This is a genomic window from Actinokineospora guangxiensis (genome assembly GCF_042657845.1).
GTDB lineage: Bacteria > Actinomycetota > Actinomycetes > Mycobacteriales > Pseudonocardiaceae > Actinokineospora > Actinokineospora guangxiensis.
In genome coordinates, this window is sequence record NZ_JBHSKF010000011.1 from 1 (window position 1) to 25,294 (window position 25,294).

The 25,294-nt window shown below is 72.4% G+C and carries 28 protein-coding genes; 10 read left to right on the forward strand and 18 right to left on the reverse strand.

Going from position 1 to position 25,294, the window contains the following annotated elements; translation table 11 throughout:
- The coding region (locus ACFPM7_RS20210; protein WP_417281764.1) for an AMP-binding enzyme at positions 1 to 272 on the forward strand (272 nt) is incomplete at its 5' end.
- On the opposite strand, the gene ACFPM7_RS20215 is transcribed toward ACFPM7_RS20210, so the two are convergent.
- Together ACFPM7_RS20215 and ACFPM7_RS20220 are read right to left on the reverse strand one after the other, a co-directional pair.
- Positions 244 to 510, reverse strand: a complete 267-nt coding sequence (locus ACFPM7_RS20215) for a hypothetical protein (RefSeq protein WP_378249230.1) — start codon at positions 508 to 510, stop codon at positions 244 to 246. The two genes, ACFPM7_RS20210 and ACFPM7_RS20215, sit on opposite strands and share 29 nt — an antisense overlap.
- A gap of 66 nt (positions 511 to 576) precedes the next feature.
- Entirely contained in the window at positions 577 to 2,406 is a 1,830-nt protein-coding gene (locus ACFPM7_RS20220; protein WP_378249444.1) for an ABC transporter ATP-binding protein, read from the reverse strand.
- Between the two features lie 124 nt (positions 2,407 to 2,530).
- Between ACFPM7_RS20220 and ACFPM7_RS20225 the strand changes: the two genes are divergently transcribed.
- Positions 2,531 to 3,316 carry an EI24 domain-containing protein gene (locus ACFPM7_RS20225; protein WP_378249231.1) on the forward strand — a complete coding sequence of 262 codons (786 nt, stop codon included), beginning with the start codon at positions 2,531 to 2,533 and terminating at the stop codon, positions 3,314 to 3,316.
- Here ACFPM7_RS20225 and ACFPM7_RS20230 read toward each other — a convergent pair.
- The 4 genes from ACFPM7_RS20230 to ACFPM7_RS20245 all read right to left on the reverse strand — a co-directional run bounded on the left by ACFPM7_RS20230 (position 3,280) and on the right by ACFPM7_RS20245 (position 6,545).
- The gene (locus tag ACFPM7_RS20230; protein ID WP_378249232.1) at positions 3,280 to 4,092 is read right to left on the reverse strand and encodes an SAM-dependent methyltransferase; all 813 of its coding nucleotides are present in this window, start codon (positions 4,090 to 4,092) and stop codon (positions 3,280 to 3,282) included. The genes ACFPM7_RS20225 and ACFPM7_RS20230 overlap by 37 nt on opposite strands.
- Positions 4,093 to 4,255: 163 nt before the next feature.
- A complete protein-coding gene (locus tag ACFPM7_RS20235) occupies positions 4,256 to 5,176 on the reverse strand; it encodes a carbohydrate kinase family protein (protein WP_378249233.1) in 921 nt (306 codons plus the stop codon).
- A 42-nt stretch (positions 5,177 to 5,218) separates the two neighbouring features.
- Entirely contained in the window at positions 5,219 to 5,614 is a 396-nt protein-coding gene (locus ACFPM7_RS20240) for a nuclear transport factor 2 family protein (protein WP_378249234.1), read from the reverse strand.
- Between the two features lie 40 nt (positions 5,615 to 5,654).
- The gene (locus ACFPM7_RS20245) at positions 5,655 to 6,545 is read right to left on the reverse strand and encodes an XRE family transcriptional regulator (RefSeq protein ID WP_378249235.1); all 891 of its coding nucleotides are present in this window, start codon (positions 6,543 to 6,545) and stop codon (positions 5,655 to 5,657) included.
- A 160-nt stretch (positions 6,546 to 6,705) separates the two neighbouring features.
- Between ACFPM7_RS20245 and ACFPM7_RS20250 the strand changes: the two genes are divergently transcribed.
- From ACFPM7_RS20250 to ACFPM7_RS20265, 4 genes are read left to right on the forward strand one after another with little or no spacing between them, the layout of a single operon-like run.
- Positions 6,706 to 7,023 carry a type VII secretion target gene (locus ACFPM7_RS20250; protein ID WP_378249236.1) on the forward strand — a complete coding sequence of 106 codons (318 nt, stop codon included), beginning with the start codon at positions 6,706 to 6,708 and terminating at the stop codon, positions 7,021 to 7,023.
- Positions 7,020 to 7,718: a WXG100 family type VII secretion target gene (locus tag ACFPM7_RS20255; RefSeq protein WP_378249237.1), complete on the forward strand. Its 699-nt coding sequence runs from the start codon at positions 7,020 to 7,022 to the stop codon at positions 7,716 to 7,718. Before ACFPM7_RS20250 ends, ACFPM7_RS20255 begins: the two co-directional genes overlap by 4 nt.
- A 7-nt stretch (positions 7,719 to 7,725) precedes the next feature.
- Positions 7,726 to 8,493: an EndoU domain-containing protein gene (locus ACFPM7_RS20260; RefSeq protein ID WP_378249238.1), complete on the forward strand. Its 768-nt coding sequence runs from the start codon at positions 7,726 to 7,728 to the stop codon at positions 8,491 to 8,493.
- Entirely contained in the window at positions 8,490 to 9,095 is a 606-nt protein-coding gene (locus ACFPM7_RS20265) for a hypothetical protein (protein ID WP_378249239.1), read from the forward strand. Before ACFPM7_RS20260 ends, ACFPM7_RS20265 begins: the two co-directional genes overlap by 4 nt.
- A 27-nt stretch (positions 9,096 to 9,122) precedes the next feature.
- On the opposite strand, the gene ACFPM7_RS20270 is transcribed toward ACFPM7_RS20265, so the two are convergent.
- Positions 9,123 to 10,334: a PucR family transcriptional regulator gene (locus tag ACFPM7_RS20270; RefSeq protein WP_378249240.1), complete on the reverse strand. Its 1,212-nt coding sequence runs from the start codon at positions 10,332 to 10,334 to the stop codon at positions 9,123 to 9,125.
- 316 nt (positions 10,335 to 10,650) lie between these two features.
- Here ACFPM7_RS20270 and ACFPM7_RS20275 point away from each other — a divergent pair, with 316 nt between their 5' ends.
- Positions 10,651 to 11,592, forward strand: a complete 942-nt coding sequence (locus ACFPM7_RS20275) for an ATP-binding cassette domain-containing protein (protein ID WP_378249241.1) — start codon at positions 10,651 to 10,653, stop codon at positions 11,590 to 11,592.
- Positions 11,589 to 12,437, forward strand: coding sequence for an ABC transporter permease (locus ACFPM7_RS20280; protein WP_378249242.1), 849 nt, complete (start codon positions 11,589 to 11,591; stop codon positions 12,435 to 12,437). Before ACFPM7_RS20275 ends, ACFPM7_RS20280 begins: the two co-directional genes overlap by 4 nt.
- Here the strand turns inward: ACFPM7_RS20280 and ACFPM7_RS20285 are convergent.
- Together ACFPM7_RS20285 and ACFPM7_RS20290 are read right to left on the reverse strand one after the other, a co-directional pair.
- Complete coding sequence (locus tag ACFPM7_RS20285; RefSeq protein WP_378249243.1) at positions 12,434 to 12,895, reverse strand: universal stress protein; 462 nt, start codon at positions 12,893 to 12,895, stop codon at positions 12,434 to 12,436. The genes ACFPM7_RS20280 and ACFPM7_RS20285 overlap by 4 nt on opposite strands.
- Positions 12,896 to 13,492, reverse strand: a complete 597-nt coding sequence (locus ACFPM7_RS20290) for a hypothetical protein (protein WP_378249244.1) — start codon at positions 13,490 to 13,492, stop codon at positions 12,896 to 12,898.
- 525 nt (positions 13,493 to 14,017) lie between these two features.
- Here ACFPM7_RS20290 and ACFPM7_RS20295 point away from each other — a divergent pair.
- The gene (locus ACFPM7_RS20295; protein WP_378249245.1) at positions 14,018 to 15,337 is read left to right on the forward strand and encodes an RsbRD N-terminal domain-containing protein; all 1,320 of its coding nucleotides are present in this window, start codon (positions 14,018 to 14,020) and stop codon (positions 15,335 to 15,337) included.
- 164 nt (positions 15,338 to 15,501) lie between these two features.
- Positions 15,502 to 16,794 (forward strand): RsbRD N-terminal domain-containing protein, encoded by a 1,293-nt coding sequence (locus tag ACFPM7_RS20300; RefSeq protein WP_378249246.1) that lies wholly within the window; start codon positions 15,502 to 15,504, stop codon positions 16,792 to 16,794.
- On the opposite strand, the gene ACFPM7_RS20305 is transcribed toward ACFPM7_RS20300, so the two are convergent.
- Genes ACFPM7_RS20305 through ACFPM7_RS20345 form a run of 9 tightly spaced genes read right to left on the reverse strand, consistent with a single transcriptional unit; the run spans position 16,772 to position 25,294 of the window.
- Positions 16,772 to 17,452, reverse strand: coding sequence for a hypothetical protein (locus ACFPM7_RS20305; protein ID WP_378249247.1), 681 nt, complete (start codon positions 17,450 to 17,452; stop codon positions 16,772 to 16,774). The genes ACFPM7_RS20300 and ACFPM7_RS20305 overlap by 23 nt on opposite strands.
- Before the next feature lie 10 nt (positions 17,453 to 17,462).
- On the reverse strand, positions 17,463 to 17,957 hold the full coding sequence (locus ACFPM7_RS20310; RefSeq protein WP_378249248.1) for a hypothetical protein: 495 nt from the start codon (positions 17,955 to 17,957) through the stop codon (positions 17,463 to 17,465).
- On the reverse strand, positions 17,954 to 19,141 hold the full coding sequence (locus ACFPM7_RS20315) for an MCE family protein (RefSeq protein ID WP_378249249.1): 1,188 nt from the start codon (positions 19,139 to 19,141) through the stop codon (positions 17,954 to 17,956). Before ACFPM7_RS20315 ends, ACFPM7_RS20310 begins: the two co-directional genes overlap by 4 nt.
- A complete protein-coding gene (locus ACFPM7_RS20320) occupies positions 19,141 to 20,163 on the reverse strand; it encodes an MCE family protein (protein WP_378249250.1) in 1,023 nt (340 codons plus the stop codon). Before ACFPM7_RS20320 ends, ACFPM7_RS20315 begins: the two co-directional genes overlap by 1 nt.
- Positions 20,163 to 21,191 (reverse strand): MCE family protein, encoded by a 1,029-nt coding sequence (locus ACFPM7_RS20325; RefSeq protein WP_378249251.1) that lies wholly within the window; start codon positions 21,189 to 21,191, stop codon positions 20,163 to 20,165. The genes ACFPM7_RS20320 and ACFPM7_RS20325 overlap by 1 nt, the downstream gene beginning before the upstream one ends.
- Before the next feature lie 5 nt (positions 21,192 to 21,196).
- The gene (locus tag ACFPM7_RS20330) at positions 21,197 to 22,180 is read right to left on the reverse strand and encodes an MCE family protein (protein WP_378249252.1); all 984 of its coding nucleotides are present in this window, start codon (positions 22,178 to 22,180) and stop codon (positions 21,197 to 21,199) included.
- A complete protein-coding gene (locus tag ACFPM7_RS20335; RefSeq protein WP_378249253.1) occupies positions 22,177 to 23,220 on the reverse strand; it encodes an MCE family protein in 1,044 nt (347 codons plus the stop codon). The genes ACFPM7_RS20330 and ACFPM7_RS20335 overlap by 4 nt, the downstream gene beginning before the upstream one ends.
- Positions 23,217 to 24,461 carry an MCE family protein gene (locus ACFPM7_RS20340; RefSeq protein ID WP_378249254.1) on the reverse strand — a complete coding sequence of 415 codons (1,245 nt, stop codon included), beginning with the start codon at positions 24,459 to 24,461 and terminating at the stop codon, positions 23,217 to 23,219. Before ACFPM7_RS20340 ends, ACFPM7_RS20335 begins: the two co-directional genes overlap by 4 nt.
- Positions 24,458 to 25,294, reverse strand: a complete 837-nt coding sequence (locus tag ACFPM7_RS20345; RefSeq protein WP_378249255.1) for an MlaE family ABC transporter permease — start codon at positions 25,292 to 25,294, stop codon at positions 24,458 to 24,460. Before ACFPM7_RS20345 ends, ACFPM7_RS20340 begins: the two co-directional genes overlap by 4 nt.

The window sequence follows — 25,294 nt, forward strand, 5'->3', positions numbered from 1 at the left end:
TCATCCCACGCGGGAAAGCCGCCGAGGACCGCGACGAGCACATCAAGACCCTGCGCAACCACGTCGCCAGCGAGATCGGGGCCATCGCCAAACCGCGTCAGATCCTCATCGTTGACGAACTCCCCAAAACCCGATCCGGCAAAATCATGCGACGACTCCTACGCGACATCGCCGAAAACCGCGAACTCGGCGACACCACCACCCTCGCCGACCAAACCGTCATGAACCTCATCACCAACGGCCTCACCAACCAGAAGTCCGGCGGCGAGTAGCGGGTCCGACGGGCTCGGCGCGGGAGATGGCGATGGGCGAACCGGCCATCGCCGCCAACCGCGCCGAGCTGCGGATCACGAGCAGGCGCGGGAAGTCCGGGCCGACAGCGCCCGCCAGCTCGCCTGCGGCATCGACCACGACGGCTTCCACGACGCGGGCGGCGAAGGCCGGGTGCTCGGCCACCATCCGGGTGACGACGGCCGCGGCGATCTCGACATAGGGGATCGGGGCGGCCATCTCCCCACCGTACCGCCGCACTTGTCCACAGTGGTCAATGTTCACCCTGATGCGCGAGCAATCGGATCAGACGGCGGCAGGCTGGTCGGCGAACTGCGTCCGGTACAACTCGGCGTAGCGGCCGCCGCGGGCGAGCAGGTCCTCGTGGGTGCCGCGCTCGACCAGTTCGCCCGCCTCCACGACGAGGATCTGGTCAGCGGCGCGGACGGTCGAGAGCCGGTGCGCGATGACCAGTGCGGTGCGTCCGTCCAGCGCTTCGGTGAGCGCGGCCTGCACGGCGGCCTCCGAGGTGTTGTCCAGGTGCGCGGTCGCCTCGTCCAGGATCACCACGCGCGGGCGGGCCAGCAGCAGGCGGGCGATGGTCAGGCGTTGGCGCTCGCCTCCGGAGAGGCGGTAGCCGCGCTCGCCGACGACCGTGTCCAGCCCGTCGGGAAGCGAGGCGACGAGGTCGGCGAGGCGGGCGCGGCCCAGCGCGTCCCACAGCTCGTCGTCGCTCGCTTCCGGCCGGGCGAAGCGCAGGTTGGCGCCGATGGTGTCGTGGAAGAGGTGGCCGTCCTGGGTGACCATGCCGACCGCGCCGCGCAGCGAGTCCGCCCGCAGGTCGCGGACATCAACGCCGGAGAGCCGGATGGCGCCGGAGTCGACGTCGTAGAGGCGCGGGGCCAGCGAGGCGATCGTGGACTTGCCCGCGCCCGATGACCCGACGAGGGCAACGACCTGGCCGGGCTCGACGGTGAACGAGACCCCGCGCAGCACCTCGTCGCCACCCCGGGTGTCGAGCACCGCGACCTCCTCCAGCGACGCCAGCGACACCCTGTCCGCCGACGGATAGGCGAAGCGCACGTCGCTGAACTCGACGGAGACCGGGCCGTCGGGCACCGGGCGCGCGTCGGGCTTGTCCGTGATCAGCGGTGGCAGGTCGAGCACCTCGAAGACGCGCTCGAAGCTGACCAGCGCGCTCATGATGTCGACCCGGGCGTTGGCCAGGGCGGTGAGCGGCGAGTAGAGGCGGGTGAGCAGCAGGGCCAGGGCGACGACCGCGCCCGCGTCCAGGCTGCCGCCGATGGCGAACACACCGCCGAGGCCGTAGACCAGGGCGAGCGCCAGCGCGGAGACCAGAGTCAGCGAGGTGATGAACACCGACTGGAGCACCGCGCTGCGCACGCCGATGTCGCGGACCCGCGCGGCGCGGGCGGAGAACTCGCGCGACTCGTCGGCAGGCCTGCCGAACAGCTTGACCAGGGTCGCGCCCGGCGCGGAGAAGCGCTCGGTCATCTGCGAGTTCATGGTGGCGTCGTGGTCGGCGGCCTCACGGCGCAGGGCCGCGAGCTTGCTGCCCATGCGGCGCGCGGGCAGCACGAACACCGGCAGCAGGAGCAGCGAGAGCACCGTCACCTGCCAGGAGATGCCGAGCATCACGATCAGCGTCAGCACGAGCGTGACCAGGTTGCCGACGATGCCCGCGAGCGTGTCACCGAAGGCGCGGTGCGCGCCGATGACGTCGTTGTTGAGCCGTGAGACCAGCGCGCCCGTCCTGGTCCGGGTGAAGAAGGCGACCGGCATGCGCTGCACGTGGTCGAACACCTGGCGCCGCAGCTCCAGGATCATGCCCTCGCCGATGGTGGACGACAGCCACCGGTTGACCAGGCCGAGCCCGGCCTCGGCGACGGCGACCGCCGCGATCACCAGCGCGAGGGTGACGACCACGCCCCGGCCCTGCCCGGTGCTGATCGCGTCGACCACCCGGCCCGCGAGCACGGGCGTGGCGACGACGAGCGCGGCGAGCACCGTGCTGAGGCCGACGAACAGGATGAGCCTGGCGCGCATCGGCCGGGCGAAGGTGAACACCCGTTTCAGCGTCTGCCGGGTGGGCACCGGCCCTGATTGGGCGCGCATCGTGTTGTAGAGCGACGACCACGCCGCCATCTGCATGTCCACGCGTTCCTCCGTGTCAGTGGTGGTGGGAACGAAGGTAGAAGCTCGAGTAAAGAGGAGGTCAAGGCCGCGCTAGACTGCGCCGGTGATCAACGCGGTGCGCGAGTTCGGGGTGGGTGTCGGGCTACTGGCCAGGGGTTTTCGGCTGGTGCTGTCGTCGGGATCGATGCTGGTGAAGGGAGCGGTCCCCGCCCTGCTGGCCAGCCTTGTGCTGTTCGGCGGGCTGGTGGCGCTGGCGATCAACATCGCCGACCTCGTCACCTGGATGACCCCGTTCGCCGACGAATGGTCGCAGACCTGGCAGACAATCCTGCGCGTCGGCGCGGGCATCTCCGTCGGCGTGCTGGCCGTCGCGGTGTCGATGCTGCTGTTCAGCGCGCTGGCGCTGATCCTCGGCGGCCCGTTCTACGAGAGCATCGCCGAAGAGGTCGAGGACAAGGAACTGGGCGGGGTTCCCTCGGCGCAGGAGATCGGCTGGGCCAAGGCGGCCTGGATGGGTCTGCGGGACGCGGTCCTGCTCATCGTCCGGGTCATCCTCTGGGGCATCGTGCTCTTCGCGCTCGGGTTCATCCCCGTGCTGGGCCAGACCGTGGTTCCCGTGCTCGCGATCCTGGTCGGCGCGTGGCTGCTGGCGATCGAGCTGACGGCGATCCCGTTCGTGCGGCGCGGGGCCACGCTCAAGGAGCGCAGGCGGGCACTCAAGCGCAAGCGCGCGATGACGCTGGGCTTCGCGACGCCGGTGTACCTGCTGTGCCTGGTTCCGCTGGCGGCGCTGGTCGTGTTCCCGGCGGCGATGGCGGCAGGCACGCTGCTGGCGCACCGCACCGTCGAGGGTCAGGGCTTCCGGGCCAGCGCGCCGACCACGGTGTAGCTGATCGGGGTGAGCGGGCGGACCCTCGGTCCGTCCGGCCACCACGCGTGCAGCAGGCTGACGCCGGGCTCGATGAGGTCGAGTCCGGCGAAGTAGCCCTCGATCTGCTCGCGGGTGCGGTGCACCGACGCCAGCGGCGTGCCGGCCAGGACCTCATCGAGCCTGCGGACGAGCGCGCTGTGCTCCCCGCCCGGATCGATGTCGTGGGTGAGCATGACGAAGGAGCCCCTGGGCAGCACGTCCACCCACGCGCGCACCACGGTGTCGGCCTCGTCGTCGTCGAGGATGTGGTGCACGACCGAGCAGAGCATCAGCCCGATCGGGCGCTCGAAGTCGACGTTCTTGAACAGCTCGACCGAGGCGAGCGCGGCGCTCGGGTCGGTGAAGTCGCACGGCGCCATGTGCGTGAGGTCGTTCTCCTCCAGCAGCGCGCGCCCGTACGCCTGGACGACGGGGTCGTTGTCGACGTACACCACGCGCGCCTCGGCGTTGTAGCGCTGCGCGATCTGGTGGGTGTTGTCGGTCGTCGGCAGGCCCGAGCCGATGTCGATGAACTGGTCGATCCCGTGCGCGGTGACCAGCAGGCGCAGGCAGCGCACCACCCAGTCGCGGTGGTCGCGGGCCAGCTGCCGCACCCCCGGGTCGACGGCGACCAGCTGCTCGACCAAGGCGCGATCGGCGGCGTAGTTGTCCCGGCCGCCCAGCAGGGCGTCCACCAATCTGGCCAGTGTCGGCCCCTCGAAGTCCAGGAGGCCGTGCGCGGCCGGTTCGTGCATGCGCTCCCCCCGAGGAGTGACACAGTGGTGGACACGCACCGTACCCGACCGCGGACTCCGGGTCATAACGCCGCCGGCCGATACCGCCCACGCGGGAGCGCAATTCCCCCGAACGGCAGGCATCGCGGGGCGGGGACCACTCAGAGTCGGCCTAGCCCGTGTCTCAGATGTGGGGCAGCAGATCCCAGACGTCGGCGAGATCGTCCGGGCGAGGCGGGTCGGCGCCGGGGCGCGCGCAGGTGCGGGCGGCGACGGTGTTGGCGAAGTCGAGGGCGGCGGCCAGCTCGGCGGCGTCGAGCCGGGACATCGCGCCCAGCCGCCCCGCCGCGTGCAGCCAGCGCAGCAGGCCGGCGGTGAAGGCGTCGCCCGCGCCGACGGTGTCCACGACGGTCACCGCCGGTCCCGGGCGCGCGGCCTCGGAGTCCCCGGACACCGCGAGCGCGCCGTCCGGGCCGAGGGTGACCACGACCAGCGCGGGTCCGGCGGCGGCCCACCGGCGGGCCACCTCGCGCGGGTCGCCGCCCGGGTAGAGCCAGGCGAGGTCCTCGTCGCTGACCTTCACGACGTCGGCGGCGGCGACCTGGCGCTCCACCCTGGCCAGCGCCGGGCCGTGCTCGCCCGCCAGCGAGGGGCGCACGTTCGGGTCGAGGGAGACGGTGGCGCCCGCCGCCCTGGCCCGGCGCATCGCGTCCTCCACCACGGCGGCGCCGGGGTCGAGCAGGGTGGCCAGCGAGCCGGTGTGCAGGTGGTTGTCGACCGGCAGGGCGCTCAGGTCGGTGACGTCCCATTCCAGGCGGAAGTCGTAGGTCGCCACGCCGTTGGCGTCCATGGCGGCGAAGGCGACGCTGGTCTGGCCCGTCCGCGCGGGCAGGGCGTGGACCTCGACACCGTCGGCGACGAGGTGGTCGCGGACCAGGCGGCCGAAGAGGTCGTCGCCGATCCGGCTGCCGAGCCGGGCGGGCAGGCCGAGCCGGACGAGCCCGAGCGCGACGTTGGCCGGGCTGCCGCCGGGGTGCGCGGTGAACGCCCGCCCGTCCGGTCCGGCGATGAGATCGACTAGCGCCTCGCCCACGACGGTGACCACACGCGACTCCCTTTGTTCGACTGCCTCAGAAAGTCTGCCACATCACCCGCGGGCGGCGGCCGCCCATCCGGTGCCGTGACCAGGCTGGACCATGGTCTGGAACGCCCAGCCGTCAGGGGTCCTGAGCAGGATGTCGGCGTAGCGGACGGGGATGTCCGTGCCGTCGACGGTGAAAGTGGCGTCGGTGAAGACGACAGCGAGGTTGTCGCCGATCAGGTGCGGGGTCCTGGTGGACTCCAGTTCGGCGCCGTCGCCGACGACCTCGGTCATGACCTCGACGAACTCCGCGCGCGTCCAGATCTTGGCGGCCGCGGCGCCGCCGGGGATGTCGGTGACGACGTTGAGCGGGAACACCGCGAGGTCGGCCATGCCCTCGATGTCTCCGCGGGCGGCGCGGGCGTCGTACTCGGCGAACCAGGCGAGGATGTCGGCAGTCATGCCGTACAGTGTACCGTACGCCGTACGGGAACGGTGGCCGTCACCACGACCAGCGCAGTCCGTAGCGGCCCGGGGACAGGTCCATGCCGAGCGCGTGGGCGGTGAACTCCGAGTCCAGGTCGACGGCCCTCACCCGCTCCTGCCCGTCCATCTCGGAGAACTGCACGCAGTGGTGGGGCAGCGCGGACGGGTCGAAGCGCACCTCGACCAGGTACTCGCGCACCGGGAGCCTGCTCATCCGCTGGTGGCTCAGCGCCGCCGGGCGCGGTGGCGCGGTGCGCAGCTCGTGCTCGACCACGATCGTCTCCCGGCGGGCCAGCGGCCGGTCGAACACCAGCTCCGCCGAGGTCAGCCCCGCCGCGTGATCGACGTGCACCCGACCGACCGAGCAGTTGCGCACCGGCACCAGCTCCGGGGCGGGCGTGTCCGGGCCGTCGCCCCAGCAGACCACCACCAGCCGGTCGACGCCCTCCTCCTCCGCGCGCAGCACCTGTTTCGTGCGCTGCACCCGCTTGATCCGGTCCGGGCCGATCTCCACCCGGTCGTGCGCGCTGAGCCTGCTGACCTGGCCGTCGCGGCGCAGGTCGTAGCGGTCGAGCAGGTCGCGGACCTGGTCCTCGCGGTGCCATGGGGCCGCGGCGGCGACCGGCTCCACCTCCCGGCGCGCGGCCCGGCCGCGCGGTCTGCGCTCGGGCAGCAGCCTGCGCAGCCCGTTGGCGGACAGGCCGAGCAGGTCCTCCAGCTCGGCGAGCGCGGCCAGCGACCCGGCCCGCTCCGGCCTGCTGCGCCCTGAACACCAGTAACTGAGCGTCGCGAGGCTGACCGGCGTGCCGCGCTCGCGCAGGTCGGCGGCGAGGCGTTCGAGCGTCACCCCCGACTGCGCGATGGCCGCGCGCAGCGCCGTGGCGAAAGGGGGCGGCAGGTCGGTCACCTGGGCAACGTAGCCGGCTGGGCCGGTACTCGGAAGCGATCTGCGTCCGACGGTCACCCGCCCGCGCCGAGCCGCGAGTTGATCGAATTGGCCACGCGGCCGCCTGCGGATTACTAAACTCCAGCTCAGCAGTGGGTTCAGCCCAGGACGGGAGTGACCAATGGGGGACGGCTTCACCGTCAACGCCGAACAGATCCGCGCGCACGCGGGCAACGTCGCCGCGGTGCAGGAGCGCTTCTCCGCGGTGAAGTCCGCCAGCTCGCACATCCAGGGCGACGGGCAGGCCTACGGGGTGCTGTGCGGGTGGATCGCGGCGATCCTGGAGGACAAGCACACCCGCCAGGACGAGCTGATCGCGGGCGCCGAGCGCAATCTGCGGGTGGTCGAGGCCGAGCTGCGCTCCAGCGCCGAGGAGTACGAGGTCTCCGACCAGACCAACGCCGAGGCGATCACCACCTCCGGCGGTGAGCCCCGGTGAGCGACTCCCTGGTCGCCCCGGTCCAGTCCAGCCGAGAGGCGTGGACGGGCTCTGGCCTCGCCGAGAGCATCGAAGGCCTGGTCGACGCCATCAAGACCGAGGGCTGGGTGGACGACGCCCTCGCGGGCGCGGGCCTGGCCATCGAGGCGGGCGCCAGCGCGATCGACCCCTTCAGCGCGCTGCTGGCCAACGGCATCGGCTGGGCGATGGAGTACTTCGAGCCCCTGCGCCAGGTCCTCGACGACCTGACCGGCATGCCCGACGTCGTCGCCTCCCACGCCGCGACGTGGAACACCATGGCCACCGAGCTGCACGCCATGTCCACCGAGCTGGGCACCCACCTGCGGAACGACCTCTCCGAGTGGCAGGGTGACGCCGCCGACTCCTACCGCGCCCTGATGGTCAACAACGTCGACGCGCTCGGCGGCCTCGGCGCGATCTCGGCGGCGATGGCCTCGGCCACCGAGGGCGCGGGCGGCCTGGTCCAGCTGACCAGGGAGATCGTCAGGGACCTCATCGCCGACCTGGTCGCCAGGGTGGTCGTCTGGGCGGTGGAGGCGCTGTTCGTGGTGACGATCCCGGTGGTCGCCGCCCAGATCGCCGCCGCCGTCGTCAAGTGGGCCGGGCGCATCCTGATGTACACGACGGCCCTCATCGACAGCCTCACCAACCTCACCAAGCTCCTCAACGGCTAGGGCGGCAATGGCACCGAAACCCAGGACGTCCGGCGGCGGGGGCAGCGGCAACACCCCGAACACCCCGGGCAAGCCGCCGCAGACGCACGGGACCATCAACGCGGGCAGCGGGATCAGCAGCGCCCAGAACGCCACCGGCCAGGCGGTGAACGCGGGCCTGCCGAACTCCGGGCAGGGCGCCAACCCCCAGCCGACGCCGAACACCCCGAACGGCTACCCGCCCCCGCCGGCGGCGCCGCCGGGCTCGGGCTCCATCCACCACTCGGCCGCCTCGGAAACCCACATCACCGTCGGCGACGGCGGCAAGCAGGGCGGCCACCTGGCGGGCACCGGACTGGCGGGCAAGACGGAGTTCCCGCACGGCTGGGACGGCCCCAAGATCCTCGACGCCGCCCACCAGGTCACCCAGCAGGGCCCACCGGTCACCGGCCCGAAGCCCACCAAGGACGCCGACGGCAACCCGGCCTGGGCCTACAACTACGAGGGCGTCGTCGACGGCGTCACCATCCGCACGACGGTGCTGTCCACCGGCGAGATCCGCACCGCCTTCCCGACCAACGCCGCCGACCCCGGCGTCATCCTCAACCCGTCGGCCCCCAGCCCGGCCCCGTCGGGCATCCCCCAGGGCGTGGCCCCTCGCTACGATCACCCCGACGTGGGCGGCACCGGTTCCTGGACGTGGGAGGGCCCCAAGGGCGACAAGATCATCAGAGTGGAGCAGGACGCCCAGGGCACCGTGACGACCACCGTCATAGGTGACTACAAGAAGAAATGAGCACAATGGACCAGCAGACCTACGCGACCGTGACGGACGTGTGCGCCCGCCTGACGGGCCGCCTCGCCGACGACACGGTCCGCAGCGTCCGCGAGGACTACTTCGGCGGCGAGTCGCTCCAGGCCGAAACCACCCTGCTCATGAGCCTGGCCTACGAGCGCGTCGGCATCACCCCGGAAGAGCACGCCCTGATCCGGTCCACTCTGGACGACCCGGACAACCCGGACCTGGCAGCGGTCACCATCATCCCGGAAGTCCCCGCCGTCCCCTATCACTTCTCCCCCATCGCGGGCCCCCACGCCCCCAGCCCCACAGCGGCGGACGCCCTCCTGATGGAGGAAGCCTCCCGCCACCACGGCCGCCGCCTGCGCCGCACCTGGCGCACCCCCCTGGACGGCGCGCCGGACAACACCCCCACCTGGGTGTACGTGCTGCAGATCGCCCCGCCCGGAAACGAACTCCGCGCGTTCTCCGCGATGGCCTCGCGCCTGTGGGTCACCCTGCACGAGAAGTGGCCGGTGGAGGCGGTGACCGAGGGCAGGCTGCTCCCTCCCTACCAGGCGGCCGCCCTGACCGCGGCCCACCAGCTCTGGTCGTCCTAGGCCGTGTTTCCGATGTGGGGCACGCGGCTACCTCTCCACCGACAGCCAGGCGTTCGCCGTGACCTCCATCAGGAACCGCTGCTCGGGATCGGCCAACATCTCCCCCAGCAACGATTCCAACTGCCCCAACCGATACCGCACAGTCTGCGGATGCACTCCCAGCGCCTCGGCTGTCCCCTTGACATCCCCCCGCGTCCGCAGCCAGGCGTGCAGGGTGGCGGAGGCCCGCTCCCGCTGTTTCGCGGTCAGCGGCGCGAGGACCTCCCGCACCCGCGCGGCGAGGTGAACCCCCAACCGCTCGTCGGCGTACCGCAGCAGCACGCCGAGATGGCGGTCGCACCGCAGCAGCGGGGAGGCGGACAGGACACGCCGCTGGGACAAAGCCAGTCCCCGACGGGCAAGCACCCGCGACCGGTGGGCCTCCGCCAGCGGGACCGCGGGCCCCAGCGCCGCCACCCGCCCGCCAAGGGCCCGCTCCAGCGCCCCCGCCGCCACGTCCAGCGCCCGTCCCACCGGCGGGTCGGGAATCAGCAGGCAGGGATCGGCGCTCTCCAGGTCCACCAGCACGTCCTTCCCCAGCGCGGGCGGCGGCAGGCGCAGGTGGTCGGCCCGGTACTCCAGCACCACCACCGAAACCGTGTCCGGCAGCGTCCACTGCACCGCCGCCGCCAGGTCGGCGGTCTGCTGGGGCTGCCCCACCTGATCCAGCACCAGCTTCAACAACTGCCGCCGCTTGCGCTCGTAGGAACCGCTGGCCTGCGCCTGCGCCTCGGTGTACCCCGAAACGGCCACCACGCAGATGTCGTCGACGTAGGCGAAGACCGCCTCAGCCAGCGTCAGCAGGTCGTCCGCCGACATCCCCAGGTCCTGCCCCGCCCGGCCGATGTGGCGCCACACCGCCCGCGCCCCCACCCGCACCGCGGTCTGGAGCGAGTCCATCGTCCGCCCCTCCAGGAACTCCACTCGCCCGGCGTAGCGGAAGACCTCCAACCACTCCGCCCGGGACGCCCCCGGGTCCTCGACGAACCTGAAGCACTGCATGACCGCCATCTCGACGCCGCCGACGAGCACCTCGCGGAACTTCCCCGTGAGCGGCCTGCGGTAGGCGGGGACGGCGTCGCGGACGGCGGCGACGACGTCGGCGATCATCTTGCCCGCGAGCGGGCGGACGCGGGCGGCGCCCTCGGGCAGGACCTCGGCCCACAGCGGGGCCGCTGTCCTGCCGTCGGCCGCGGTCACGACGGCAGTCCCAGGTCGTGCTCGTTCGGTGAACTCATCAGCCGTCCTTCACCACGGAACCACGGAATGCGCCGCCGATTTCCTCGGGAGGAGCGCCAGGGCGTCACGTTAAATGCGACCTCGCCGACACGTCAACGACGCGGGAACGCCCCACGTTCGACCGATCGACGCTTTGTCAGCCGGATGAGCAGTACGTTTGCCGGTGTTGCGATTTTGACGTAAGCGCACCGAAAGGTTCTCGCAGGGATTTGTCACCTGCCGATGAATCCGCTCGGGAATGCTTTTGGCGACGCCGGCCCGGCGGTATCGTCGCGCCATGCCCCGGCCCCGCATCGAGGTGACCCGGCTCGGCAAGTCCTACGGTCCGGTGGCCGCGCTCACCGACGTCTCGCTGACCGCGGCCCCGGGCGCGGTGCTCGGCGTGCTGGGGCACAACGGCGCGGGCAAGACGACGCTGATCGACATCCTGGCCACCCGCGCACTGCCGTCCACGGGCACGGCGCGCGTGTGCGGCTTCGACGTGACGCGCTCGGGCCACCAGGTGCGCGGACGCATCGGGCTCACCAGCCAGTACGCCTCAGTCGACGAGGCGGTGTCGGGGCGCGCGAACCTGCTGCTGCTGGCGCGCCTGCTGGGCGCTTCGCGCAGGCAGGCGACCGCGCGCGCCGAGGAGCTGCTGGACGCCTTCGGGCTCACCGAGGCCGCCGACCGCGCGGCGGGCACGTACTCCGGGGGCATGCGGCGGCGCCTGGACCTGGCGTGCGGCCTGGTCGGCCGCCCGGAGGTGCTGTTCCTGGACGAGCCGACCACCGGACTGGACCCGGTCAGCCGGGCGGGGCTGTGGGCCCTGGTCGCCGGCCTGGTCTCGCACGGCACGACGGTCGTGCTCACCACGCAGTACCTGGAGGAGGCGGACAGGCTGGCCGACGAGGTCGTGGTGCTGGCGGGCGGGCACGTGGTCGCCGCGGGCGCTCCGGCGACGCTGAAGGCGGGAATCGGGTCGCGTGCGGCCGCGGTCCGCATGTCCGACGAGCGCGCCGTGCGGCACGCGCTCGGCGTGCTGGCCTACGCCGGAATCCGGGCGACGCCGGACCCCGTCGAGCCGGTGCTGCGCGTCGCGCTGGCCCGGCCGGGCGACATCACCGCCGTGGTGCGGGCGCTCGACGCGGCCGGTCCCGACATCCTCGACCTGACCGTCACCGAACCCACCCTGGACGACGTCTACCTGGCCCTGCACCACGAGAGCCCGCGCCCGTGACCCGCCACGGCCCACGCGGCCGCCACCACCTCGACGCAGCGGCGACCGACCGGTTCCCGGCGGTGGGCTGGCCGCCCGCCTCCGCCGCGCGCCAGGTCGCGGTGCTGACGGGACGGTCGCTGCGGCTGGCCTTCGGCGACCGCAAGCTGGTGTTCCTCGGTCTGTTGCAGCCGATCGTGCTGCTGTTGCTGTTCAGCCAGGTGTTCAGCGGCATCGGCACGCTGCCCGGGGTCGCCGAGTACGACGGCTATATCAACTACCTGCTGCCCGCCACGCTCGTCACCATCGCCCTGACGACGGCCGTCGGCGCGGGGGTCGGACTGCTGGCGGAGGTGTTCACCGGGTTCGTCGGCAGGCTGCGGGCGATGCCGCTGGCGCTGGGCTCGGTCCTGGTGGCCCGCACCCTGGCCGACGCGGTGCGGCTGGCGCTGAGCCTGGTGGCCGCGGTGGCGGTGGCGGTCCCGCTGCTGGGGTTCCGGCCCGGCAGCGCGGCGGGCCTGGCGCTGGGGCTGCTGCTGTCGGTCGTCGTCGGGTGGGGGCTGAGCTGGCTGTTCATCGCGATCGCCTGCTGGCAGCCGAAACCGGAGGCGATGCAGGCGGTGTCGTTCATCGTGATGGTGCCGCTGATGTTCGGCTCCAGCGCGTACCTGCCGCTGGAGGCCATGCCCGCCTGGGTGCGCTGGTTCAGCACCGCCAACCCCGTCACCTACGCCGTTGACGCCGTCCGGGCCCTGTCCATGGACAAGCCCGCCGGGTGGTCGCCCGCGCTCGCCCTCGCCCTGGCCGCGGTGGCCGCCGCGGGCGGGGCGGCGTGGGCGTTCCGCGGCTTCCGCCGGGCAGGCTAGCCGACCGTGTGGACGATCAGAATGTCCACACGGGACTTGCGGGCGGCTTCTCCGGGCACCGAGCCGAGCACCCGGCCCGCGAGCGTGTTGAGGCCGCGGTTGCCGACCACCAGCAGCCCGGCGTCCCAGTCGCGCACCACCGTGCGCAGCACCGTCACCGGCTGTCCCTCGGCGACGACCGTCCGCACCGTGACGGCGCCCGCCTTCATCGCGATCTCGGACGCGGTCCGGACGGTCTCCTCGGCCGGGCTCGCGCCGACGATCTGGTAGCCGACGTCGTCGCCGAGCCTGTCCACGGCGCGGTCGAGCGCACGGGGGTCGGGGCCCTCGTAGGCGCAGGCGATGATCAGGGTCGCGGCGGTGTCGCGGGCGAGTTCGGCTGCGCGTTCGACCGCGCGCAGCGAGGACCGGGAGCCGTCCGTGCCGACGACGATGGCCCGGTAGGCCGGGGCGGGCACTCAGGCCCCCTCGACGCGCCTGCAGGTCGGCGCCGAGGAGAACGCCTCCTTCAGCTCCGGGTTCGCCTTGAGGTCGGCGGTGGGGCCTTCGGCGGAGTGCAGACCCTCCAGCTTCGGGCCGAGGTCGGCGAGTGCGGCCTGGAAGGCGGCCGGGTCGGTGGCGGGGACGGCGCTGAGCTTCTCCTGGGCGTCGGCGAGGGACGCGCGGAGTGTGGCGATGCGCTGGAGCGCGGCCTCGACCGCGGCGTCGCCGCCGTCGACGGGGGGCGCCCCAGCCGAGGAGATGCCCTCGCCGAGCTTGCCCAGCTCGGCGGAGATCGCCTTGAGGTAGTCGACCATGGCCCGCTTGGTCTTGGCCGGGTCGTTGGGGTCGACGGCCGGGAACCGGGCGAGGGACCTGCCGCCCTGCTCGACCACGCCGCACACCCGCTCGGCCCAGGCCACGACCGGGTCGTCCAGGTCGGCGGGCGGGGCCTGCGCCGAGGTGGCACCGGGGGCGGGGAGTACCGGCGGGGCCGCGTCGTCGGAACCGCAGCCCGCGGTGAGCGCGACAGCGGCGAACGCGAATATCGCGGCGCCGGCCAAACGTGGCTTCATGTGTATTTCTTCCTTCGCGGAGAGCGGCCAGAATGCGCGCTTAATCTCGGAGAACCGTACTGACGCCCGGGCGGAGCGAGCAAGAACCGCGAGCGGATGACCGCAAGAAGGCCCTCGTTTTGTCACAACCGCACAGTCCGCGCCGCGCCGTTTTGCGCATCCCCCACGCGGGGTACGCCGCCCGTGCCGGACCGAACGGCCGAGCCAAGCCCGGAAGTTGACCCTGACGTGCCGATAGTGGTCAGATCAGGCGATCTTGAAGCAGCGGCGCGCCCGCCGCGGCAGGCACGACCGGGGTCGAGGTTGTCATCAATGCTCAAAATCCTCGCGGCGCTTCGGCGCTATCATTCAGTTCACCCCACCAAAGCATCACCCGATCGGGTGTCCTCCACCGTCGGCGAGACCGACATTTGACATGCCGGGTCAGCCGAACTTATGGTCGTCGCCACAAATAGCGACGGTCAACGACGGGGTGCGCCGGGAAGAAATGCGCGCCGAGCGAGCGCCAGCGACAAAGGGGACGATATGGCGATTCACGTGGGCAGCAGGCCCCCGGCCCGACCCGGCGCGGGGCGGGTGCCCGCGGTCTCCGCGCCGCGACCGCGCTCCGGCAGGCAGGACGACCAGGCGACGGCGCTCTGGGCGTCGCTGCCGCGCGACCTCGGCGCCCGCTTCCGGCCGATGGTCGGTCAGCTCTCACAGGAGATGATCAGGGAGATCCAGCGCGCCGTGCCCCCGTACGCGCAGCCCCTGGAGGGCCACTTCGGCGCGATCATGGTGGCGGGCGTCGAACAGGCGATCATGCGGATCATGGACACCATCGGCGTCGGCGGCACCCCGGATGAGAACTGGGCCAACGTGTTCCGCCAACTCGGCAGGGTGGAGTTCAGCGAGGGCCGCAGCCTCGACAGCCTGCAGACCGCCTACCGCGTCGGCGGCCGGGTGGCGTGGCGGCACCTGGCGGCCTGGGGCCAGGCGCAGAAGCTGCCCACGGCGACGCTGACGGTGGCCGCCGAGGCGATCTTCGCCTACGTCGACGAGATCTCGAAGCTGTCGATCGAGGGCTACACCGCCGCGCAGGCCCAGTCGGCCGGAATGATCGAGCGGTGCAGGCGCAGGCTGGTGGAGCTGCTGCTCAGCGATCCGCCCGCCTCCCCGAACTCCATCACCAAGCTCGCTGCGACCGCGCGCTGGCGGGTTCCGGAGACAGTGGTCGTCGTGGTGGTCGAGCAGGCCGGGGACGGTGAGCACGACCACCTGAGCACCGCGGGCCTGCCCGAGGACGTGCTGGCCGACTTCGACGGCGACCTGCCGTGCCTGGTCCTGCCCGACCCGCTGCGCCAGATGCGGGCCGTGCGCGAGAACCTGGGCGGCAGGCGCGCGTGCGTCGGCCCGGTGGTGGGCCTGCGCGACGCGGCGACCTCGCTGCGCTGGGCCCGCCGGGCGATGAACCTCGTGCGCCGCGACATCATCGGCGACGGCCCGGTCACCTGGTGCCGCGACCACCTGTCGACGCTGTGGCTGCTGGCCGACGAGTTCCTGGTGCGCGAACTGCTCAACCGCACGCTGGCCCCGCTGGCCGACCTGACGGTCAAGCAGCGGGCGCGCACCGCGGAGACACTGCTGGCGTGGCTGGAGAGCCGGGGCAGCGCCCCGGAGATCGCCGAGCGCCTGCGCATCCACCCCCAGACGGTCCGCTATCGCATGCGCCAGGTCGAGAAGCTCTTCGGCGACCAGCTGACCGACCCGGACTCCCGCCTCGACCTGGAGATCGCCCTGCGCGCTCACCGTCTTCTGTGGACGTCCGAAGGCGACGAGAGAGGCAGGCCGAGGGCATCGGCGTGAGCCGAGGTGCGCGACGCCGCGAGGAGTCTTGTCCCCGCTGACAACTCCCGGCCGCTTGCCGAGTGAATCCCGTTGCGCGCCACCACCGGCAGGCCGTCCCGCGCTACAGTGCTGATCCGCGCGGGCGGTCTCGTCCGTCCGGCGGCCGGAATCGGAGTGGCATGGTGGCACCTGCACCGGGCGAACCGGGAGATGTACCCGCTTTCCCACTGCGCATCGCCTTCGACTCCCTGCTGGCGCCGCGGCGTCCGTCGCCGGGCGGGCGCGCGGACCTGTGGTCGCTGCTGCCGCGCGAACTGGCCCCGCTGCTGCGCCCCGGCATGCCGCGCCTGGTCGCCGAGATCCGCGGCGAACTGCACCTGGCCATCCCGGCGCTCGCCCGCAATCCCGACGGTGTCGTCGGCCGCGCGGTGACCGAGGGCATCCACCAGGCCCTGACCCAGTTCCTCGACCGCCTGGAGGACCCCGGCGCGGCAGGCGACGAACGGCTGCGCCTGTTCCGGGAGATGGGCAGCCAGCAGATCTACGACGGCCCGATCCTGGACGTGCTCCAGACCGCATACCGCATCGGCGCGCGGGTGGCGTGGCGGCGCATAGCGGCGGCGGGCGAGCAGGCGGGCGTGTCCAGCGCGGCCCTGTGCCTGCTCGCCGAAGCGATCTTCGCCTACATCGACGAACTGTCGGCCCTGTCGGTCGAAGGCCACGCCTCGGCCCGCGCCCGCGAGGTCGGCGCGCTGGAGCGCCGCCGCCGCCAGCTCCTCCAGGCGCTGGTCTCCCCCGGCTCCGGCCGGCCGCTCGCCCACCTGTCCGAGGCCGCCCGCTGGCCCCTGCCGGACCGCGTCCGCGCCGTCGCGGTCCGCCAGCGCGACGATGCCGAGCCCCCGGTCGCGGCTGTGGACCCGCGCTATCTGGTCGACCTGGAATCCGCTGAACCGTGCCTGGTGGTGGCCGGGCCGGATGTCGGCGACCTCGCCGCGGAACTGCCCGGCTGGATCTGCGCCGTCGGGCCCGCCGTCCCCGTCACCGAATGCGCCCAGTCCCTGCGGTGGGCGCGCCGCACCTTGTCCCTGGTTCTGGACGGCGCCCTGCGGGACCAGTCGCCGACGTGGTTCGACCGCAGCATGTCCGTGCTGTGGCTGCTGAACGATCCGTTCCTGGTCCGCGAGATCGGGGCTCGGGTGCTGGCTCCCCTGTCCGCGCTGACCGGGAAGCAGCGGGACAAGCTCGGGGAGACGCTGCTGGTGTGGCTGGAGACTCGCCGCAGCGCTCCGGAGATCGCCGCTCTGCTGTCGATCCACCCGCAGACGGTGCGCTATCGGCTTCGGCAGCTTGAGCGGCTGTTCGGCGACGGGCTCGCCGATCCGGATCGTCGGTTCGACATCGAGGTGGCCCTGCGGGCCGAACGCGCGCTGCGCGGGACGCCGCGGGATGCCGCTACCTGGGAACGAGTTCGCTGATCAGCCAGCGTCCGTCGACCCTGGTCGCGGTGACCGACAGCTGGGCTCCGGCCGCGGTGGCCTCGCCGCTGTCGCCGCGGACGGCGCTCTGGTCGAGGAAGACCAGCAGGACGGCCTCGTCGCCGCGCAGGGTGACCACGCCGGAGCTGACGACCTTCGTGGTCAGGGTCAGTCGCTGGGCCGGGGCCTGTTCGCGGACTTGGTGGAACAGGCGCTCGTACTGGTCGCGGGCGGGGCCGGTCAGGACTGTTCGGGCAGCGTTCTCCGTGGCGGCGGTGGCGTCGTGGCGGTAGCTGAAGATCTGCTCCAGGCCTTCGCGGACCTGGCGGGTCACCTCGGCTGTCCCGCCCGCGTCCACCAAGGCGGTGTTCGCCTGCCCCGCGGCCTCGGCCCGGGCCAGCGCCCACACTCCGCCCGCGACCAGGAGGGCGGCGGCCAGCAGCAGTGCCACCGGAGCGACCAGCGCGCGCCGGCTCGGGGTCGCCACCTCGTCGGCCGCCTCGGCGACGACCGGCTCGTCGGGTGCGTCGGCATCGGCGGTAGCGGGATCGTCAGCCGGGCGGGTGTCGGCCTGCGGACCGGTGCTCGGGCGGCCTGCTGGGCGGCGGATGCCCGCCACCGCGGGGCGCCTGCGCGCCGGGGTTCGTGTGCTCCGCATGGATTGCCTCCTACACCGGGCTCGTGGGGACCTGGGTGATGCCGCTGAGGAGCCAGCCCTGGTCCGTGCGGGTCACCGTGGCCGCAAAGCGGACGCGTTTCGTCGCGGCGGCTCCGGACTCCGGGGTCACGGTGACCTCCACCGAGGCGATGACCGACGCCGTCCCCGCCGCCGGGTCCAGGTCTGTCACCGCCGCGTCCACCACCACGCCGGAGGTCACCGTGCGGGCCTCCACGATCCGGGCGCGGCTGGAGTCGCGGCTGTCTGCCAGCTCCTCGGCCAGGGGGCCGGTCGCCGTGGCCTGCCAGCGGTCCAGGCCCGCGTCCACCGAGCGGTGGTCCAGCGTGTTGAAGGTCTCCACGGCCGATCTCGCGCTGCGCAGGGCTTCCTCGCGCGAGGAGGCCGTCTCGTCGGGCGCGGAAGCCCACATGCGCACGCCGGCGTAGAGCGCGAAAGCCAGTGACACCGCGAACACCGCGGCGGCCAGTACCCGGAATCGACTCATCGGTTTCCCTCCACTTCGGCCGGTGCTGGGCGGTTCTGCGGCACGGTCGAGCTGTAGGGCGCGGGCTTCACCACGGGCGGGACGCCGCCACTGGGGGCGTTCTGGGAGCCGCGGACGTTGCCGCGGCTCGGCGCCTGGCCGCACCGTGCCGCGGTGTTCAGCGGCGCGCCCGTGATGTCCAGGCCGTTGCGGTAGCGGGTGCCGCCGTAGCCCGCGGTGCACGGCAGCGGGGTGAAGAACGTGGTCACCAGGCCGAAGTGCGCCCCGTCCGGCCGGATGACGTCACGCGCGGCGGCCACGGCTTGGGGGGTGACGACCAGCAGCTGCTCCATCCCCGCTGTCCTGGTCACCAGCACGTTCGACGTCGTCAGCAGGTTCGCCAGGACGATGCCCAGATCCGGACCCGTCTCGGCGAGCAGGGCGCTGACCTGCCCGGCGGCCCCGGGCGCGTGCCGCAGGATGGTCCGAAGATCGCCGTCGGACTTGACCAGCTGCTCGGCGATGAGCTTGCTGCCCTCGGCGAAGGCCTTGATCGACGCCGAGGTCTCCACCTGCGTGGTCAGCACGGTGCCCGCGTCGGTGATCAGGGTGGTGGTCTGCGGCAGGTACTCCGTGGCCAGCTCGGTGAACTCCGCCGAGGAGTCCAGCAGCGCCTGCAGCGCGGGCCCCGCGCCCTCGGTGGCCAGGTACAGCTCGTCGACGACCGTGCGCAGCTCCTCGCGCGGCACGGACTCCACCAGCCGGTCCAGGTTGCGCAGGACGGTCTCGGTGGGCAGCGGCAGGGCGCTGCGGTCCTGGGAGATGATCGTCCCCTCGGCCAGGTACGGCTCGCCGTCGCGGGTGGGCCGCAGGTCGACGTACTGCTCGCCGACGGCCGAGCGGTTCGCCACCACGGCCCGCACCTCCGCCGGGATGGCGGGCGCAGCCGGGTCGATCAGCAGGGCGACCTCGATGCCGTCGCCGAGCAGGGTCAGCTCCCCCACCCGGCCGACGGCGACGCCGCGGTAGGTCACCTCGGCGTTGGTGAAGAGGCCGCCGGAGTGCGCCAGCCGCAGGTGCACGGTGTACCCGGCGCCGCCGAAGAGGCGGTCGAGGCCCACGTACCGGGCGCCGACGTAGGTCACCCCGACCAGCGCGATCAGGACGAACGCCACCACTTGGACGCGGACCCGCCTGGTCAGCATCAGCCCTCGCCCCCGTCCACCGGCGGCAGCGGCAGCGCGGCCCCGCCCACCGGTTTCGACCTGGCGCTGAACGTCAGGTAGCTGTTGATGTAGTCACCGCGCACGGCCGTCATCGCCTTGTCGGAGAAGGGGAAGGTGAACAGCAGGTCCATCGCCTGCGGCAGCTGCGCGCCCGCCTTGTTCAGCTCGCGCAGCGTCGGCTCCAGCGCGCGCAGGCCGGCGACGATGTCGTCCTTGGACCGCTGGACGACGTCCACGGCGACCCCGGAGAGCTTGTCGAGCGACGTCAGCATCGTCGTGAACTGCTCGCGCTGCGAGGCCAGCACCTCGATTCCGGGGCCGAGGCCTTCCAGCAGCGCGGTGATCTGGTCGCCGCGCGGGCCGAGGTCGGCGGCGAGGCGGTCCATGCCCTCGATGGCGCGGACGATCTCGCCGCGGTGCCCGTCGAGCGCCCCGGCGAAGGTGTCCAGGTTCTTCAGCAGCGACTTGATGTCCGCGCCGCGCCCGGACAGCGCGTTGTTCAGCTCCTTGGTGATGAGCTGCAGCTGCCCGATGCCGCCGCCGTTGAGCAGCAGCGACAGCGCGCCGAAGACCTCTTCGATCTCGGGGTTGCGGTTGGTGCGCTCGACCGGGATGACCGCGCCGTCGCCGAGGGTGCCGACGCGGGCGGCGTCGTCGGGGTCGTCCAGTTCCACGAACTTCTCGCCGAGGACGCTGGACTGGCGCAGCCGGGCGAAGGCGTTGCCCGCCAGCCGGATCGAGCCGTTGACCGACAGGGTGACCACGGCGGTGCGCCCGTCGGCGGCCAGGGTGATCGCCTCGACCCTGCCCACGGCGACGTCCTCGACCTTGACCGCGGACTGGGGCACCAGGTCGAGGACGTCGCGGAAGTGGGCGGTGACCTGGTACGGGTGGTCGCCGAGGTCGGCGCCGCCGGGCAGGTCGACGTCGTAGAGGCCGGAACCGCAGCCCGCCGCGCTCAGGCAGGCGAGGACGGCGGCGCTCAGCCGCGCGGCGCGCATCAGCGGCCTCCCGGGTCGTTGGTGGCGGGCAGCGGCAGCACCGTGTACTCGGTGAGGTTGGCGCGGCCGTCGATGGTGCGGGTGCGGGGGTCGTAGGCGCCGAGCAGGTTGGTCAGCGCGTTGGGCACGGCGTCGAGCGACTCGGCCAGCGAGGCGCGCTGGTCGACGAGGACCTGGGTGACCCCGGTCAGCTTCTCCACGGTGGACTTGAGCAGGGCGCGGTTGTCCCTGATGAACACCTCGACGGCCGAGAGCGCCTCGGCCAGCTCGCCGAGCGCCTGGTCGAAGGTGGAGCGCTCCTCGGCCAGGAACCGGGTGACGGTGGCCAGCTGCTCGTTGACCTGGCGGACCTGGTCGTCGTTCTTGGCCAGCATGGTGGTGAACTTCTGCAGGCCGTCGATGGTGGCGAACAGGTCGTCCTGGGAGCCGTTGAGCGTGCGGGCCAGGTCGCCGAGGTCGCGGATGGTCTGGCCGGTGGCCGCGCCGTTGCCGCCCAGGTACTGCGCGCCGGTCCTCAGCAGCTCCGACAGCGCGCCGTCGGCGTTGGCCCCGTCCGGGCCGAGGGCGGTGGTCAGCCGGTCCAGGCTGGAGAACAGCTCGTCCAGCTCGACCGGGACCTGGGTGCGCGCCACCGGGATGACCGCGCCGTCGGGGATCTTCTCCCCCGCCGTCCACACGGGAGCCAGCTGCACGTATCGGTCGGAGACGAGGCTGGGGGTGACGACGAGGGCGTTGGCGTCGCCGGGGATCGGCGCGTCGGCGTCGACGGTCATCTCCACCAACACCGAGGCGCCCTGCGGGGTCACGGTGTCGACCACGCCGACGGCCACGCCCAGCACCCGCACGTCCGAGCCGGGGTAGAGGCCGACCGCCGCGGCGAAGTAGGCCGTCACCTTCTTGACCGCCCCGTGCCCGACGACCGCCCAGCCGCCCGCGCCGAGCACGAGCGCGATCACCGCCAGCAGCGCTCCCCGCCGCGGCCACCGGGCCGTCGTGACCCTGTTCCCGCCCCTGGTCTTCTTCGTCATGGCCCTCACCGCCTCGGCGGGACGCAGCCCGCCACGCCGTCGGCGGCCGGGATCAGGCCGCAGATGTAGGTGTCGATCCAGCGGCCGTTGCCGACCGCGTTGCCGACCAGCCGGTAGAACGGCCCGGCCAGCTTGAGCGCCTTGTCCAGGTTGGCCTGATTGCGCTGGAGCACCCCGGCCACCCGGTCGAGCTGGCTCAGCGCCGGGCCGATCCGCGCCTGGTTCTCGCCGATCAGCGCCTTCAGCTGCGCGGAGAGGTCGCGGGTGCCGCGCAGCAGCGCGCCGATGGCCTCGCGCCGGTCGGCGAACTCGCGCAGCAGGACCGCGCCGTCGTCCAGCAGCGCGGTGAACTGCTCGGTGCGGTCGGCGAGGATCTTGCCGACGCCGGCGGAGTGCTCCAGCAGCGTGCGCAGCTCCTCGTCGCGGGAGGCGACCGTGCGGGAGAGGGCCGACATGCCCTCCAGCGCGGTGCGCACCTCGTCGGGGGTGGTGGCCGAGAAGGTCTGGGCGAGGGTGTCGAAGCTGGTGGCCAGGGACTCGGCGTCGATGTCCTCGACGGTCTTGGACAGGTCGCTGAAGGCGTCGATCACGTCGTAGGCGGTGATCGTGCGCTCCAGCGGGATCGGGGTGTCCGGGTCGAGGTCCGCGCCGCCCGCCGGTTCCAGGGCGAGCATCTTCTGCCCGAGCAGAGTCTTGATGCGGACGGCGGCGACGGTGCGGTCGCCCAGCCACACGCCCCGGGAGCGGAAGGACACCTTGACGTAGCTGTTCTCCAGCTCGACACCGGTGACCTCGCCGACCTTGACGCCGGCCACGCGCACCTCGTCGTCGGGGCTGAGGCCCGCCGCCTCCGTGAAGTGCGCGACGTAGGTCGTGCCGCCGACCACCGGCAGGGACTCCCAGGTGAACACCAGCAGGCCGATGACGGCCATGATGGCGGCGCCGACCAGGCCGACCTTGACGGTGTCGCGTTCGCGGAAGGGCTTCACGGGCGGCACCTCGCATCGGTGACCGGCAGGCCGATGTCGCCGGGGGTCTGGCCGGGAGCCGGGGGGACGTCGGTGTCGACCGAGCAGAGGTAGAGGTTCAGCCACGAGCCGTAGGAGGCGGTGCGGCCGATGGTCTCGTACTTGACCGGCAGGTTCCTCAGGAACGCCTCGAAGGCCGGGGTGTTGTCGGCGAGGGTCTTGGACAGCGCGCCGAGGGCGTCGATGTCGCGGCGCAGCGGCTCGCGGCCGTCGGCGAGCAGCCCGGCGGTGGCGGTGGTCAGCTCGGCCAGGCCGTCGATGGCCTCCCCGATGGGGCCCGCGTCCTCGGCCAGTCCGGAGACCAGCTGCTGGGTGGTCAGCACCAGCTCGGACAGCTCGTCGCCGCGTTCGTCGACCCGGCCGATGACGGTGGTGAGATTGGTGATCACCCGGCCGATGACCTCATCCTTCTTGGCCAGCGTCGTGGTCAGCGAGCCGATGTGGCCGACGAGGCTGTCGACGGTGCCGCCCTCGCCCTGCAGAACCCGCACGATCTCCAGCGACAGCTTGTTGACCTGCTCGGCGTCCAGCGCCTGGAACAGCGGTTTGAACCCGTTGAACATCGCGGTCAGGTCGAGGGCGGGGCGGGTGCGGTCGAGCGGGATGGTGGCGCCCTCGGCGAGGGTGCCGCCGCCGGCGGCCGCCGGTCCCTGGTCGAGGCTGATGTAGCGCTGGCCGATCAGGTTGCGGAACTTGACGGTGGCGGTGACCTGGGCGGCCAGTGGCCAGCGTCGGTCGACGGTGAACTCGACTTCGGCCACCGCGCCGTCCGCGCCGGTGTCCTCGGCGACGGCGACGCTCTCCACCTGGCCGATGCGCACACCGGACATGCGCACGTCGTCGCCGGGGTTGAGCGAGGTGACGTCGGTGAACCGGGCCAGGTAGGCGGCGGTGTCGCCGCTGCCCTTGTTGGCGATGGTGATGGCCAGCAGACCCGTCGCCAGGATCGTGACGACGGCGAAGACCAGCGACTTGAGCAGCGGCCGGACGATGCTGATCACGACAGCTCGACCTCCGCCCCGCGCAGCAGCGGCCCGACCAGCAGTCCGCCGAACCCGCCCACCTCGGCGGGCGCGACCCCGGCGGCGGCGGCCACCAGCTCACCGACGAACGCGTTCTCGGCGGGCGAGTTCGCCAGTCCGAGACCGTCGGGGGCGTAGGCGGCGGGAGTCGCCGCGGTGGAGCCTGCGGCGAGACCGGCGGCGTAGCAGCGCGGTCCACCGCCGCGGTCGTACCTCGGCGCGTCCGCGCCCGGCCGATACGCCCCGCGGTCGGTCTTGACCTGGAGTTTCACGTGCAGTCCCGGTTCGTTCGTGCCGACGCCGAACGCCTTCTCCAGGTCCGGTTTGAGGCCCACGACCGCCTTGGTCAGGCAGGGGAACACCGGGGAGTACCTGGCGAGCAGTTCCAGCGTCGGGCGGCTGCTGTCCGCCAGGCCGATGAGCGTGTCGCGGTTGCCGCGCAGGAAGCGGTCGAGGTCGTCTGCGGTGGTGGTGAGGGTGGCGAAGAGCGTGCCGAGCTGGTCTCGCTGCTCCACCAGGGTCTTCGAGGTCGTGGTGAGGCCGGTGAGCGCGTCGACGATGTCGGGCGCGGCATCCTCGTAGACGGCGACGGTGTCGGCGAACCTGGTGATGTCCTCCTTGAGCGTCGGCAGTTCGGGGTTGATCTCGGCGAGGTAGTCGTCCAGCAGGCTCAGCGTCTCGCCGAGCGTGCCGCCACGGCCCTCCAGCGCCTGGGAGACCGCACCGAGCGTGCTGGCCAGCTTCTGCGGCTGCACGGCCTGCAGGACGGGCAGCAGGTCGCGCAGCGCCTTCTCGATCTCGATGGCGCGCTCGCTGGTGTCCTGGGCGATGGTCTGCCCCTCCCGCAGCGGGCCGTCGGGGGTCTCGGGCAGCACGAGGCTGACGTAGCGCTGGCCGAACAGGGTCTTGGGCAGCAGCCGCGCGGTGACGTTCTCCGGCAGCAGCTCGCTCTTGTCCGGGTCCAGGTCCAGCTCGACGGCCACGCCGTCGCCGCGGGTCCGGATCTCCCGCACGCTGCCGACGACCATGCCGCGCACCTTCACGTCGGCGTTGACCCGCAGCTGGCTGCCCGCCCGGTCGGCGCGCAGCGTGACCGCGACCGTCGAGGCGAAGTCCTTGTTGTAGATGGCCACCGTCAGCCAGCCGAGCGCGCCGAGCAGCACGATGAACACCACGCCCAGCGCCTGGTTGCGTCGCCTGGTACTCGCCCGCCGTCTCATCCGGCCACCTTCACCGTCGTGCTCGCGCCCCAGATGGCGAGGCTGAGGAAGAAGTCCAGCACCATCGTGACGACGATCGCGGTGCGCACGGACCGGCCGACCGCCACGCCGACGCCCGCGGGCCCGCCCGCGGCGCGGTAGCCGTAGAAGCAGTGCGACAGGATGATCGCGACGCTGAACACCAGCACCTTCACGAAGGACCAGACGACGTCCTCGGGTGGCAGGAACAGCGAGAAGTAGTGGTCGTAGGTGCCCGCGGACTGCCCGTACACCCACACCGTCGTCATGCGCGCGGCGAGGTAGGAGGTGAGCAGGCCGATGATGTACAGCGGGATGATCGCGACGAACCCGGCGATGATCCTCGTGGTGACCAGGTAGGGCATGGACCGCACGGCCATGACCTCCAGCGCGTCGATCTCCTCGGAGATGCGCATCGCGCCCAGCTGCGCGGTGAACCCGCACCCGACGGTCGAGGACAGCGCGAGCCCGGCCACCAGCGGCGAGATCTCCCGGGTGTTGAAGTAGGCCGACAGAAACCCGGCCAGGGCCGACGTGCCGATCTGGTCGAGCGCGGCGAACCCCTGGAGCCCCACGACGGTGCCGGTGAACACCGAGATGCCGAGCATCACCCCGATCGTCCCGCCGATGACGGCCAGCGCGCCGCTGCCGAAGCTCACCTCGGCCAGCAGCCGGATGACCTCGCGGAAGTAGCGGGTGATGGTGAACGGCACCCAGGCGAGCGCGCGCAGGTAGAACCCGAGCTGGTCGCCGAGGCGCTCCAGGGCGTTGCCCGGCCTGGCGACGGCCGCGCGGGCGCGGTTGAGCGCCGTCAC